Source organism: Allosaccharopolyspora coralli (genome assembly GCF_009664835.1).
Classification (GTDB): Bacteria; Actinomycetota; Actinomycetes; order Mycobacteriales; family Pseudonocardiaceae; genus Allosaccharopolyspora; species Allosaccharopolyspora coralli.
This window is the reverse complement of sequence record NZ_CP045929.1, coordinates 3,505,482-3,518,997: the sequence shown is the minus strand read 5'-3', so window position 1 is coordinate 3,518,997 and position 13,516 is coordinate 3,505,482. Positions and strand designations below refer to the sequence as shown.

14 protein-coding genes are annotated in these 13,516 nt (G+C 68.6%); 13 read left to right on the top strand and 1 reads right to left on the bottom strand.

Features of this window, described 5'->3' with window-relative positions:
• The first annotated feature begins 365 nt into the window (after positions 1–365).
• From GIY23_RS23075 to GIY23_RS16390, 6 genes are all read left to right on the top strand, one after another.
• The gene (locus GIY23_RS23075) at positions 366–770 is read left to right on the top strand and encodes a glycoside hydrolase family 16 protein (RefSeq protein WP_228717331.1); all 405 of its coding nucleotides are present in this window, start codon (positions 366–368) and stop codon (positions 768–770) included.
• Positions 718–1,176: a glycoside hydrolase family 16 protein gene (locus GIY23_RS23070; protein ID WP_228717330.1), complete on the top strand. Its 459-nt coding sequence runs from the start codon at positions 718–720 to the stop codon at positions 1,174–1,176. Before GIY23_RS23075 ends, GIY23_RS23070 begins: the two co-directional genes overlap by 53 nt.
• Positions 1,177–1,261: 85 nt before the next feature.
• On the top strand, positions 1,262–2,161 hold the full coding sequence (locus tag GIY23_RS16405; RefSeq protein ID WP_228717329.1) for a chitinase: 900 nt from the start codon (positions 1,262–1,264) through the stop codon (positions 2,159–2,161).
• A gap of 27 nt (positions 2,162–2,188) precedes the next feature.
• A complete protein-coding gene (locus tag GIY23_RS16400) occupies positions 2,189–3,007 on the top strand; it encodes an NPP1 family protein (protein WP_154077464.1) in 819 nt (272 codons plus the stop codon).
• Between the two features lie 356 nt (positions 3,008–3,363).
• Positions 3,364–4,578: a nitric oxide synthase oxygenase gene (locus tag GIY23_RS16395; protein ID WP_154078909.1), complete on the top strand. Its 1,215-nt coding sequence runs from the start codon at positions 3,364–3,366 to the stop codon at positions 4,576–4,578.
• Positions 4,579–4,592: 14 nt separating this feature from the next.
• Positions 4,593–5,777 carry an MFS transporter gene (locus GIY23_RS16390; RefSeq protein ID WP_154077463.1) on the top strand — a complete coding sequence of 395 codons (1,185 nt, stop codon included), beginning with the start codon at positions 4,593–4,595 and terminating at the stop codon, positions 5,775–5,777.
• On the opposite strand, the gene GIY23_RS16385 is transcribed toward GIY23_RS16390, so the two are convergent.
• Positions 5,768–6,721 (bottom strand): SDR family oxidoreductase, encoded by a 954-nt coding sequence (locus GIY23_RS16385; RefSeq protein WP_154077462.1) that lies wholly within the window; start codon positions 6,719–6,721, stop codon positions 5,768–5,770. The genes GIY23_RS16390 and GIY23_RS16385 overlap by 10 nt on opposite strands.
• Positions 6,722–7,370: 649 nt before the next feature.
• Here GIY23_RS16385 and ftsZ point away from each other — a divergent pair.
• From ftsZ to GIY23_RS16350, 7 genes are all read left to right on the top strand, one after another.
• The gene (gene ftsZ / locus GIY23_RS16380; protein ID WP_154077461.1) at positions 7,371–8,846 is read left to right on the top strand and encodes a cell division protein FtsZ; all 1,476 of its coding nucleotides are present in this window, start codon (positions 7,371–7,373) and stop codon (positions 8,844–8,846) included.
• Positions 8,847–8,974: 128 nt separating this feature from the next.
• Positions 8,975–9,697 (top strand): peptidoglycan editing factor PgeF, encoded by a 723-nt coding sequence (gene pgeF, locus GIY23_RS16375; RefSeq protein WP_154077460.1) that lies wholly within the window; start codon positions 8,975–8,977, stop codon positions 9,695–9,697.
• On the top strand, positions 9,694–10,425 hold the full coding sequence (locus tag GIY23_RS16370; RefSeq protein ID WP_154077459.1) for a YggS family pyridoxal phosphate-dependent enzyme: 732 nt from the start codon (positions 9,694–9,696) through the stop codon (positions 10,423–10,425). Before pgeF ends, GIY23_RS16370 begins: the two co-directional genes overlap by 4 nt.
• Positions 10,426–10,499: 74 nt before the next feature.
• Positions 10,500–11,108: a cell division protein SepF gene (locus GIY23_RS16365; protein WP_154077458.1), complete on the top strand. Its 609-nt coding sequence runs from the start codon at positions 10,500–10,502 to the stop codon at positions 11,106–11,108.
• Positions 11,109–11,136: 28 nt separating this feature from the next.
• The gene (locus GIY23_RS16360; protein WP_407646877.1) at positions 11,137–11,412 is read left to right on the top strand and encodes a YggT family protein; all 276 of its coding nucleotides are present in this window, start codon (positions 11,137–11,139) and stop codon (positions 11,410–11,412) included.
• A 47-nt stretch (positions 11,413–11,459) separates the two neighbouring features.
• Complete coding sequence (wag31, locus tag GIY23_RS16355) at positions 11,460–12,317, top strand: DivIVA-like cell division protein Wag31 (RefSeq protein WP_154077456.1); 858 nt, start codon at positions 11,460–11,462, stop codon at positions 12,315–12,317.
• 200 nt (positions 12,318–12,517) lie between these two features.
• Positions 12,518–13,324 carry a hypothetical protein gene (locus GIY23_RS16350; RefSeq protein WP_228717327.1) on the top strand — a complete coding sequence of 269 codons (807 nt, stop codon included), beginning with the start codon at positions 12,518–12,520 and terminating at the stop codon, positions 13,322–13,324.
• The last annotated feature ends 192 nt before the right edge of the window (positions 13,325–13,516 follow it).

The window sequence follows — 13,516 nt, the reverse complement described above, 5'->3', positions numbered from 1 at the left end:
GAAGTCGGAATTCGTCTCCCTTCCTGCTCGATGCCGGTGCACCCGTCTGGCGGTACATGTCTGTCTGCTGGCTTGGCAGCATTCCGATTCATTCTGAGCCGGCCGATACGACCGGTGGAGGCGAAGAACGGCGACTCCGTGGGAATTCTGGGAATGCGATCCCGCGGAAGGTAGGAGTTCGTCGCGATGATCGGGTCGTGCGTCACCCATCGCTCACCCGCTCCTGTCTTGTCGCGGCCTCGTCGACCGTCTTCGAGCGGGCGTGCGGCCGCGAGGTCGGTGCCGCGCCGATCTCCGGTGCCGACCAGGACTTTCCCAGAGGGAGCAGCATGAAGGCGACGACAATGCGCTCGACGGCGTTCGCCGTGGCCGTGATGGTGGTCGCGCTGTCCGCGACCGCAGCGACAGCGGCCTCCCCCGAAGCACCTGCGGAACCAAGGGTCACCTTCGAGGACCACTTCGACGGCCCGGCGGGAAGCGGTATCGACGAGAGCCGCTGGAGCTACGACACCGGCGACAACGTGAACAACCACGAACGGCAGTGGTACACCTCGGGCACCGACAATGCCGCGCTCGACGGCAACGGAAATCTGGTGATCACCGCGAAAAAGGAGAACACCGGGCAGGAATGCTGGTACGGGCCGTGCGAGTACACCTCCGCCAGGTTGTCGAGCGCCGGAAAAGTTCACCCAGGCCCACGGTCGTGTCGAGGCGCGCATGAAAATGCCGCGCGGGCAGGGAATGTGGCCGGCGTTCTGGATGCTCGGTGACGACTGCGGTGATGTCGGGTGGCCGGATTGTGGCGAGATCGACGTCATGGAGAACATCGGCTCGGAACCGGGCACCGTGCACGGCACTCTGCACGGGCCGGGCTACTCGGGTTCCGACGGACTCGGCAGTTCCTACTCGTTGCCGGACGGGCAGGACTTCGCCGACGACTTCCACGTCTTCGCGGTGGACTGGTTGCCCGAGGCGATCACTTGGAGTGTCGACGGCCAGGTCTACGGCACCAAGACCCCGGCGGACACGGGCGGCGACCCGTGGGTCTTCGACACACCCTTCTTCCTGATCCTCAACCTCGCCGTCGGTGGTGACTGGCCAGGAGATCCGGACGAGACACCGAGTTCCCCCCAGCAACTCATTGTCGACTACGTGCGCGTCAGCAGCGAGAGCTGACCGGACCGAACGGAGGACACCGAGCGATGGTCAGCAGAACAGCACTCGGCGCGATACTCGCGGCGGCACTCGTCGCGGCCCGACCGTGGCCGCCGCCGAACCGTCCACATCGGAGGCGGCGGCACCCGACTACGCGCCCTATCTGTACACCGGCTGGGGAGATCCGCCCGACCCGGTCGCCGTCATGAACGAGACCGGGACGAGGGCGTTCACCCTCGCCTTCGTTCTCAGCAACGGGCAGTGCGATCCGCAGTGGGACGGTTCTCGCCCTCTCTCGGGCGGGGCGGACGAATCCACGATCCAGGCCATCCGCGACGCGGGTGGCGACGTCGTGCCGTCCTTCGGCGGATGGAGCGGCCAGAAACTCGAAGTCAGCTGTCCCGACGCGAGTGCGCTGGCCGACGCCTACTTCAAGGTGATCGACACGTACGGGTTGTCTGCGATCGATATCGACATCGAAGCGGACGCATACGACGACCCGGCCGTCCGTCAGAAGACCGTCGACGCCCTGAAGCTGGTGAAGGACAGCAAACCGGACGTCCGGGTGTACGTCACCTTCGGCACCGGGCAGGACGGCCCGGACACGAGCCTGATCGACACGGCCGCTGCCTCCGGACTCACCGTCGACGCCTGGACGATCATGCCGTTCAACTTCGGTGGCAACGACCAGGACATGGGTGAACTCACCGTGCGCGCCGCGGAGGGACTCAAGAACGCGGTCCGGAACGCCTACGGCTACGACGACGCAGAGGCCTACGCCCACAGCGGGATTTCCTCCATGAACGGCCGGACAGACGTCGGAGAGGTCGTGGACCAGGACGACTTCCGCACGATCGTCGACTACGCCAATGCCAACGACCTCGGCAGGTTGGCGTACTGGTCGGTCAACCGCGACCGGTCGTGCGAGGGCGGCGGTACGGACTCGTGTTCCGGCGTTCCCCAGCAGGACTGGGAGTTCACTCGTATCTTCGCCGGGTTCCAGTGATTTTTCCGGCTGTGTGAAGGGAATCGTATGTCGATCGAACAGGAGACCAGCGTGCGGCCATGCACGGCATCGAGGCCACCACGGTTCGGGAAGATCTCGTTCGCGCTCCGTTCCGTGGTCGTCGCGTGCGTGCTGGTCGTCACCGTACCCACCGCGTCCGCGTGGGCCGAGCCACCGGAAGCACTTCCGTCGAGCGCCGAGGAACCGGACGGCAAGTGGCAACCGGCCTTCGACTACGACACCGACGGTTGTTACCCGACTCCTGCGGTGGGGCCCGGCGGCGAGATCGCCGAAGGTCTCGACACTTCCGGTGCACTGAACGGAAACTGCCGCGACCGGTCCGACCTCGACAACACCAACTCCTATGCGCGGTCCCGGTGCGACGACAACGGCTGGTGCGCCTACCTGTACGACCTGTACTTCGAGAAAGACCAGGTCGTGCCGGGGGCGGATGCGTTCGGGCACCGGCACGACATCGAACACGTCGTGGTGTGGGTGTACGAGGATCAAGCCGAGTATGTCTCCGTGTCGGCTCACGGCGACTACTCGACGTATCCCCGATCGGACGTCGCCTGGGAAGGAACGCACCCGAAGGTCGTCTACCACAAGGACGGCGCCAGCACGCACGCGTTCCGGCTGGCGAAGGCGGACGAACAGCCCGAAAACCACTACGGCGAGTGGCAGTATCCGGATCTGGTCAGTTGGGACCACTTTCCCGACGGTGTCCGTGACGCGTTGACGAGCGCTGACTTCGGCAGTGCCAGCCTCGCGATCAAGGACGGCAGTTTCGAGGACAACCTCGGGAAAGCCAAGCCGGACGAGATCGAGTTCAACCCTCACGAGTGAGAACTCCGAGCCGAAGGGTTTGCTCGGCGGGTCGGGTGGCGGAACCTCAGCGCCCTCCTCGCTGCGGGATCGCTTTCTCGAGTAGTGACCTACGCAGCGAAATCGCTGTCCTCGCGAGGAGGGCGCTGAGAACCCGCCGCGGGCCGGCCTGCGTGCGTGGTGGAAAAGCCGTCGTGTGGTCGGGCTGCGTAGGTGGTGTGGAAGCTGTCAGCTCGGTGCGCCTGATCGCCGCTCCTCGACCTGCGCGATCACCGCACTGCAGACGTCGGTCGGCGCGGTGCACGCCGCCACCGATGAATCCGTGAGTCTGCCCATGACTGCCGGGTGACGCGGGATACGGTGGCGGCGTGTTCAGGCTGAGCGACGAAACTCCGTCGACGTTCTTCCACGGCGTCGGCCACGCGACCCGTCCCTTCAGCACGGTCGCCGCGGCGCAACGAACCGAACGTCTGCGGGTGCGGCGAGAACCTGCGGTCGATCTGCGCGAGGCCGAGGACTTCCTCCGTCTGTTCCACGGCGAAACCGACCAGCTGCGCCGGGTCGACGCTCGCATCGCCGAGGTGCGGCGCGAGATCGCGGCGACCGGCACCTACCGGCACACCGGGCCGGAACTGGCCTTCGGAGCGCGCGTCGCGTGGCGCAACAGTGCACGCTGCATCGGCAGGCTCTACTGGAAGAGCCTGCGCGTGCGGGATCTCCGCGATTCGCACGACGCCGCCGAAGTCGCCGCCGACTGCATCGACCATCTCCGGATCGCCACCAACGGCGGCAAGATCCGGCCTGTCATCAGCATCTTCCCGCCCGACACGCCGCAGTCGCTCGCCCCGCGCATCTGGAACGAACAGCTGATCCGCTACGCCGGGTACGCCACGCCGGACGGCGGCACTCTCGGCGATCCGCGCTACCGCGAGTTCACCCGCTCCATGATCGGGCGTGGCTGGCCGCCACCGACCGCCAAGAGCTCGTTCGACGTCCTGCCACTCGCCGTCGAAACCATCCACGAGGGCGTGAAGCTGTTTCCGCTGCCCGACGACGCGGTGCTCGAGGTTCCGCTGACACACCCCGAACTACCGTGGTTCGGTGCGGCGGGGCTGCGTTGGCACGCGGTGCCGGTGATCAGCAACATGCGGCTGTCGATCGGCGGTGTCTCCTACCCGGCCGCCCCGTTCAACGGCTGGTACATGGGCACCGAGATCGGCGCGCGCAATCTCGCCGACCACGACCGCTACGACCTCGTACCGTGGGTCGCCGACCGGCTCGGGCTCGACACGACGCGAGAATCCACTCTGTGGCGGGACCGGGCACTCGTCGAGCTCAACAGGGCCGTCCTGCACTCCTATGCCGAAGCGGGCGTCACCATCACCGACCATCACACCGAATCCCAGCGTTTCCTGACCCATCTCGCCAGGGAGGAATCCGCCGGACGCACGTGCCCCGCCGACTGGAGCTGGATCGTGCCGCCGATCTCGGGCGGCCACACTCCCGTGTTCCACCGCTACTACGACGAAGACCGGCTGGTGCCGGAGTTCGTCACCGACGACGACGCCGTCCACCGAGCCCTGCACGGCTGAACAGGAGGTCACTCGTGCGCACGTACGCCGAATGCTTGCGGCACCGTCACGTCGGCCATCTCGTCTCGTCCAACATCGTCGGACGGCTGCCCAACGGGATGGGTCCGCTCGTCGTCGCGCTGTTCCTGCGTGCGCAGGGATTCGAGTACGGGACCGTCGGCGTGCTCGCCGCGTTGTACGGGGTCGCAGCCGCGGTCGGTGGCCCCGTGCTCGGCAGGCTCGTCGATCTTCACGGGCAGGCGCGGGTGCTAGTGGTGAGTGTTCTCGCCTCCACAGCCGGGTTCTGTGCCCTTGCTCTGTCCACATCGGACCAAGTTCTGCTCGCGGGTGTCGCGATCGTCGTGGCCGGGGCGTTCACTCCTCCGCTGGAGCCGTGCCTGCGGAGCCTGTGGCCGCGAGTGTTCGGCAGCCGGCGGCTCGTCAACGCGGCCTACGCGCTCGACGCGGCGCTGCAGGAAGTCATCTTCGTCGCAGGACCACTGCTCGTCATCGTGGCCGTGCAAGCATTCGGCGAGCCCGGTGCGGTCGTGCTCACCGGTGGACTCGCCCTGGTGGGCACGCTCGTGTTCGTCGCCGCACCACCCGTGCGGCAGTGGCGGCCGGAACCCCGGCAGGCCGACTGGCTCGGGCCGCTGCGCTCCTCCGATCTGAGAGTGCTGCTCGGGGCCTTCCTGTTCGTGGGTGCCACTCTCGGGCTACTGACCATCGTCGTCGTCGGCTACAGCGAAGCCCAGCGGTCGACGAACCTCTCCGGGCTGATCCTCGGAGCCAACGCGCTCGGAGCGCTCGTCGGCGGGCTCACCTACGGCACCCGTGACTGGCCGCTTCAGCCGCGCGACAGGCTCACGTGGCTCGTACTCGGCCTCGCCCTCGGCTACGTGCCGCTCGCGTTCGCCCCGGCGCCCGGGTTGATCCTTCCCCTCGCCGTCCTCAGTGGACTGTTCCTGGCGCCCGCGCTCGCGTGCACCTTCGTCGTGATCGGCGACAGCGTCCCTGCCGGTACGACCACCGAGGCTTTCGCGTGGCTGATCACCGTGTTCATGATGGGCAACGCCGTCGGTTCCGGCGTCGCAGGGGCGTTGCTGCAACAGTGGGGAGTGGCCGTCGCGTTCGTCGCCCCCGCTGCCAGCGCGTTCCTGGCTCTCGCTGTGCTGGCCTCGGCGCGATCCTGGCGAACCGTGCCTGCCGTTCAGCGGTAGCCGGTGGCGTCCGCGGGATGGCCGGGCCGCTCGACGTCGGTGATGTAGCGCCACGCGTCGGGTCGCGACCCGTCCACATCGGTGAAGCCGTACACCTGCGCCAAGTGACCACTCGACACCGACTGCGTGGACCAGCGTTCGCGCCCCGGGTCGGCGGCGACCGCCGCCACCCCGCGACCGACGAAGCGGGGCGACTCCGAGATGCAGAAATGCGGAACCTCGGGCACAGCGTCCCGCCAGGTGTCCTCGGTGACTCCGAACGCATCGAGCATCATCTCCGAACGCAACCATCCCGGCGTCACGGTGAGCGCCGTGCCGCCGAACGGACGCAGTTCCTCGGCCTGGGCGCGCCCGAGCCGGGCCACCGACACCTTCGCGAGGTCGTAGAACATCGAGCACTCGCCCCGATAGTGCGCCTCGTTGAATTCGTGCGTGCCGTCGGTGACCTCGACGACGAGACCGCCCGGCTTCCGGACCAGCAACGGCAGCGCCGCGTGGCTGGTGACCAGATGCGTCTCCACACCGAGCCGCAGCAGTCGCAACCCGTCGTCCAACGACTGTTCCCACAGCGGCTTCCCCCAGGCGAACAGGTTCTCCCCGCCCCAGACGTCGTTGACGAGCACGTCGAGGTGACCGCGGTCGCGGTCGATCCGCTCCACCAGCGCGCGGACCTCCTCGCGTTCCAGGTGATCGACCCGGACCGGGATGCCCGTCCCACCCGCTTCGGTCACCAGATCCGCGGTGTCCTCGATGTTCTCCGGCCGGTCGTACTCCGAACGCCGCGAGCGGGTGCTGCGGCCCGTGACGTAGACCGTCGCACCCGCGGCACCGAGTTCGACGGCGATCCCGCGCCCGGCGCCGCGCGTAGCCCCCGCGACCAGCGCGACCGTGCCCTCCAACGGGGGGCCGCTTCCCTGGGATGTGGGGACGCCCTGCTCTGCCATGACGACTCCTTTTCCTGTCCGCGCACCGAGGCTCCCAACGACCACCGACACCCCAGCTGCCCTCACCGCACCCCACCATCTGAACGAGGCACCTCCACAGTGAATTCGCAGGTCCGGCCCGTCTCCCGGCCTCCGGGGTGGCAAATTCGCGCGAATTTGCCACCCGGTTGTCCACAGGTGTCGGAGTTGTCCACAGGGCGGGGAAGGGGTGGGCGTGGAGGACGAGCGTGTTCCGCGGTGGATCGGCTACTGGAACGGAGGCGCGGGGGAGGCGACCGGATGCGCCGGTCTCCAGGATGCCGGTGATCGTCGTTGGGTACGGTGATGATGGTGATCACCGCAACCTTCGGCGTCGGTGTCCGGCGGGCGAACCACGGGAGACTGCGGGGAACGACGGCACACGGCCGATCGGCAGGACGTTCTGTCGAGACGTGCCGCGACACACCGTCGTGCCAACGGCGTGGCTGCTGGACTCCGGACTACCCGGGTGCCTACCGTCCGCACCGAAGACGGGTTCGCACGCGCCGATCCCGTTGCCGGCACCGGAGTCGGCGGTGACGCCGACGACGAACACCGGCTCCGGAACGGTTCCCGGAAGTACGCGTAACACCCGACGAGCACGACAGCCACGATCAGGAAGGCGGATCCGATGACGCCCCCGCACAACTACCTCGCGGTGATCAAGGTCGTCGGCATCGGCGGCGCCGGCGTGAACGCCGTCAACCGCATGATCGAGGTGGGGCTCAAGGGTGTCGAGTTCATTGCGGTGAACACCGACGCGCAGGCCCTGCTGATGTCCGATGCCGACGTCAAACTCGACATCGGCCGCGAGCTCACCCGCGGCCTTGGTGCCGGGGCCGCGCCCGAGGTCGGCAGCAAGGCCGCCGAGGATCACAAGGACGAGATCGAAGAGGTCCTCAAGGGCGCCGACATGGTCTTCGTGACCGCCGGTGAGGGCGGCGGAACCGGGACCGGCGGTGCCCCGGTGATCGCCTCCGTCGCCCGCAAACTCGGCGCTCTGACCATCGGTGTGGTCACACGCCCGTTCTCCTTCGAGGGCAAGCGTCGCGCCAACCAAGCCGAACAGGGCATCAAGGAACTCCGGGACTGCTGCGACACGCTGATCGTCATCCCGAACGACAGGCTGCTGCAGCTCGGCGACATCGGCGTGAGCCTCATGGACGCGTTCCGCTCCGCCGACGAGGTGCTGCTCTCCGGTGTGCAGGGCATCACCGACCTGATCACCACCCCCGGGCTGATCAACCTGGACTTCGCCGACGTCAAGAGCGTCATGTCCGGCGCGGGCAGTGCCCTCATGGGCATCGGCTCCGCCAGAGGCGAGGGCAGAGCCGTGCAGGCCGCGCAGAAGGCGATCAATTCGCCGCTGCTGGAAGCGTCCATGGAGGGCGCGCACGGGGTGTTGCTCGCCATCGCGGGTGGTTCCGATCTCGGCCTGTTCGAGATCAACGAATCCGCCTCGTTGGTGCAGGAATCCGCCCACCCGGAGGCGAACATCATCTTCGGTACGGTCATCGACGACTCACTGGGCGACGAGGTCCGGGTCACCGTGATAGCGGCCGGTTTCGATTCCGGTACGCCGACGCACAAGAAGCTCGACCCCACCAAGGTCGGCTCACGCGGAGCGGTGGCCAGCGGCGAAGCCGGACAGGTCACCGACGGCGAAGTCGTCAGCAGCCGGGACGCCGCACCCGAGGGCGCCGAGGCGGAGCACTTGCCGGACGCGGGCCAGCAGCAGGGCTACCGGCCGCAGGCCTCCGCCGCCACGCCGCAGGTGGCCGCGCCGCAGCAGCCGGCGGCACCGCAGCCCGAGCAGCCGCGTGCCGACGAGCACCCGCAGCCACAGGCCCAGCAGTCGCACCCGCAGCAGTCGCAGGCTCAGCCACCCCAGGCTCAGCCGCAGTCCGTCCAGTCGCACTCACCCGCCCCCGGCGGTGACGGAGCCGCCACCCCGGCGGCGCCGGTGCGAGGCGCGAGTTACCCGGCGCACGGGACGAACAGCGCCGGGGGCGGCGGGTTCACGGGTTCGCTGCCGAACCGGTCGGTGCCCGTCTCGGACGACAACGACGACGACGAGGTGGACATCCCTCCGTTCATGCGCCGCTGAGCACACGGCCGGGCGTGGCCCGGCGACAGCATTGCGCGAGAATCGGCACCGGACACGCCAGACGGCGTCCGGTGCCGATTCTTCGTGTGTCGGACGGTCGCTGGTGGACTTCGCGGAAGGGGCATGTGGTGCGGATTCGACGCGTGATCACCACGCGGGACGGTGGCAGTTCGGCGGCACCGTTCGACTCGTTCAACCTCGGCGGCAGCGTCGGTGACGACGTGGCGGCGCTGGCGGCCAACCGGCGGAAACTCGCGGAGGGGATCGGGCTCGCCGAACACCGGCTGGTGTGGATGGAACAGATCCACGGCCGCACCGCGACCGTCGTCGACGAGCCCCGTTCCGAGGCGGTCGAAGCCACCGACGCACTCGTGACTGCGACTCCGAACCTGGCCCTGGTCGCACTCGTCGCCGACTGTGTGCCCGTGTTGCTCGGTGACCCCACCAGTGGCGTCGTCGCTGCCGTGCATGCCGGGAGAGTCGGTGCGCGCGTCGGCGTGCTCGTCTCGGCGTTGAGTCGCATGCGCGACGCGGGGGCGCAACTGGACCGCGTGGAGGCGCTGATCGGGCCCGCCGCCTGTGGCGAGTGCTACGAGGTGCCGCGCGAGATGCAGTCCGACGTCGAGGAACACCTGCCCGGCAGTGCGTGCAAGACACGCAAGGGCACGCCGGGACTCGACCTGCGCGCGGGCCTGTGGGAGCAGCTCGCGGGTGCCGGGGTGGCCAAGATCGGCGTCGACCCTCGGTGCACGCTCGAGTCCACCGAGCTCTACAGCCACCGTGGTGAGAGCGGCCGCACCGGACGGTTCGCGGCGGTCGTGTGGGCGGAGCCGGAAGAGGACGGCGCGTGAGTGCCGAACGCCGGGAAGAGCTCGCCGAGTCCGTTGCCGAGGTCCGTGCACGCGTCGATGCCGCGTGTCGAGCGGCCGGACGTGAGCCGTCCGAGGTCGACGTCCTCGCCGTGACCAAGACCTTCCCGGCGGTCGACGCGGCGTTGCTGGCGGATCTGGGCATGACGTTGTTCGCGGAGAACCGCGAGCAGGAAGCGCGCGCGAAGGTCGCCGAGTTCACGCAGCTGCGTCCGGATTCGGCCGCTCGGTGGCACATGGTCGGTCAGGTTCAGCGCAACAAGGCTCGCTCGGTGGCGCGCTGGGCGAGCGTCGTCGAGTCCGTCGACAGCCCGAGGCTCGCCGAGGCGCTGCGGCGGGCCTCGGCGTCCGCGCTCGACGCGGGAGAGCGCCGTGAGCCGCTGGACGTGCTGGTTCAGGTCGGGCTCGACGAGCGGGAAGGTCGTGGTGGGTGTCCGCCGGAGGACGTGCCCGAACTCGCCGACACCGTCGCGGCGACCGAGGAACTCCGGTTGCGGGGCGTGATGGCGGTCGCCCCGCTGCGGGGCGATGCGGAGGTGGCCTTCGCCACACTTTCCACGATCGCCCACCGCGTCCGTCGTGATCACCCCGAAGCTGGTGTGGTGTCCGCGGGGATGAGCGGAGACCTCGAACGTGCGATCGCCCACGGCTCGACACGCGTGCGTGTCGGAACCGCGCTGCTCGGAGGTCGCCGGTTAACCTCGCTCTAGCCGTCAACGGGGCGTCTGAGGGTCGGCCGTCCGTGATCGGCTCGAAGGAGTCGCGGGGAGAGAAGGGCTTGCCGATGAGCGCTCTGCACAAGCTGAAGGCCTACTTCGGCATGGTCCCGGCCGACGAAGTCGACGAGTACGGCGACGTCTACCGCGACCGCTACGCCGAGGAACCGGACGAGTTCGAGCCGGGTGACCGGATCGGTCGCCGCCGGTTCGGCGGCGGTGTCCGTGGTGGGTATCAGCCCGAGGTCGACGAGGTCGACGAGGACTACGGCGCGCCCGCGCCGCGGAGGTCGTACGGAGCGGAGGCTCCGCCTCCCCGTGGTTCGATGGCCTCCGAGTCGCGGCGGGAGCCGGTGACGCAGCTGCGTGCGGTGACCGACACCGGCAGCCACGTCAACTTGAGCAAGATCACAACGCTGCATCCGCGCAGCTTCGGGGAGGCGCGGACGATCGGCGAGCAGTACCGCGACGGCACTCCGGTCATCATCAACTTGACCGAAATGGATGAAGCGGACGCCCGGCGGCTGGTCGACTTCGCCGCGGGACTGGCTTTCGCCCTCCGTGGGTCCATCGACAAAGTCACCAATCGGGTGTTTTTGCTCTCACCTCCGAACATCGACGTCGCCGCCGAGGACAAGCGTCGGCTCGCGGAGGGTGCCTTGTTCAACTACGGGTGAGTGGTGGCACAGTTGAGCTGTGGAACCGGTGCTGATCGTTCTGTTTTACGTTCTGTTCTTCTTCTGGCTCCTGCTCACCGCGAGGATCGTGGTCGAGTTGGTGCGCGCCTTCGCGCGGGACTGGCGTCCCGCCGGAGGGGTTGCAATCGCCTTGGAGAGCATCTACACAATGACCGACCCACCCGTCAGACTGTTGCGACGGGTGATCCCGACCGTCCGCATCGGGAACGTCGGGCTGGACCTATCTATTATGGTGCTGCTGCTGGTCGTGTTCATACTGATGCGACTGGTGCAACCCGGGTGACGGGGAACCTGGGCGACCCGCAGCCGAGGAGTGCGTGAGGTGATCTTGTGGGCTTGACCCCCGCCGACGTTCATAACGTGGCGTTCAGCAAACCGCCGATCGGCAAGCGGGGCTACAACGAGGACGAGGTGGACGCATTCCTCGACCTGGTTGAAGCCGAGCTTGCCCGGTTGGTGGAGGAGAACAACGACCTGCGGGGACAGGTCGAGCAGCTGGAGGGCCAGCTGCAGTCGACCCAGGGCGACCTGGACGACGCCAGGAGCCAGGCCTCATCGGCGGCGTCCACGACGACGTCCGCGCCGGTGGAGGAGCCGCGCAGGCTCGCTCCGGTGCCGCCGCCCGCGGCCGCCGCGGAGCAGACGTCGCCGGGTGGTGACCACCACGTGCAGGCCGCCAAGGTCCTCGGGCTCGCCCAGGAGATGGCCGACCGGCTCACCGGTGAGGCCAAGGCCGAGGCCGACGGCATGCTCTCGGAGGCGCGGACGAAGTCCGAGCAGTTGCTCTCGGACGCGCGTTCCAAGTCCGAGACGATGGTCAACGAGTCCCGCACCCGCGCGGAGACGATGCTCAACGACGCGCGCACACGCGCGGAGACGTTGGAGCGGCAGGCCAAGGAGAAGGCCGCCGGGCTGGAGCGCGACGCCCAGCGCAAGCACGCCGAGGTGATGGGCAACATCACGCAGGAGAAGAACGCGCTCGAGAAGAAGATCGAGACGCTGCGGACGTTCGAGCGCGAGTACCGCACTCGACTGCAGACCTACCTCGAGTCGCAGCTGCGTGAGCTGCAGGACCGTGGCTCGGCCGCACCTGCCGAGAGTGGCGGCAGCAGCAGCGGTGGCAGCCGCTCGTCCGGCAACCAGCAGGGCAGCTACAGCTTCGGGGCGCGGGCCGCGGAAGCGGGCTGAGAGGGCGTTCGGGAACTGGTCCTGGTACTCAGGAGGACCCCAACGCCGCGAGGCGCGAACTGGGGCGGCGGTACCGGACCAGGTACCCCTGTTCCACTGGGACGAGAACTCTCCACGGGCGGTGACGGCTCCGGTCGTCACCGCCCGCCTGCGATCCGGCGGTGCGGCCGGTGTGAGCACGGCCGTGCGAGTCGGAAGGCGTGAGTGTCGACGTGTTGGTATTGAGTCTGCTGCTGGTACTGGCCGCGGCCGGGGTGCTCGTCGCCTCGGTGCTGGTGGGGGAGCCACAGTGGGCGTGGATCTCGGTCGTGTGCAGTGGTCTCGCCGGGGCGCTGCTGCTGGCGGAGCGCTTCCGGTGGAAGCGGACGACACCGAGCGGTGCCCGCCCCCGGCACGCGTTGACTCGCCGGGCAGGCCGCCTCGGCAGGAAGAAGTCCGGAGCTGACAGCGAGGCGCCGACGGCGACGATGGCACCGGTGGCGACGGCTGAGGGCTCGGCGGGCGGCAGCCCCGAGTCGGACGGGAGTGCCGAGTCGGACGGCAGCCCCGAGGCCGACGACAGTCCCGCGCGCGACGGTGACGCACCGACGGGTCGGGCCGAAGACACGGCTGTGGCCAAGGGCGATACGGACCGGCATGAGACCGCGGCTGCCGCGTCCGGCGCGACGGTCACCGGGACCGCGGCGCTGTCCGATACCGGTGCCGACGACCCTCCCGGCCCGGAGGTCCCGGCGGCCGTCTCGGAGGACGCCGGAGCGGACTCCTCCGATGCCGAACCGGACGAGGAACAGACCAATCCCGCCGACGTCGCGTTGATCTCCGAGACCGACGATCAGGTCGTCGTGATCGACGAGCGCCCGCGTTATCACCTGTCGACGTGCGAGTGGCTCGGTTCGCGGCGGACCATTCCGTTGCCGGTGCGCGAGGCTCGCGAACTCGCCTTCTCGCCGTGCGCGCGGTGCAAGCCCGACGCGAGCCTGATGGAGCAGCTCCGCGGTCGCGGCTGAGCTGGTGCGCGGGTCGAGGCTGTGGTCACGCAGGGTGCGGACCGGCCAGTCGTCCGCGAAGTGAGGTTCTGCCACTCCAACCACCCACGCAGATCAACCCGCGCGCCCTCTGACTCTGAGACGCTGTCTGTGGTCACAAGATCACAGACAGCCGCTGAGACTGCAGGGTCCTCCCGGAAATATGCGGTGGAC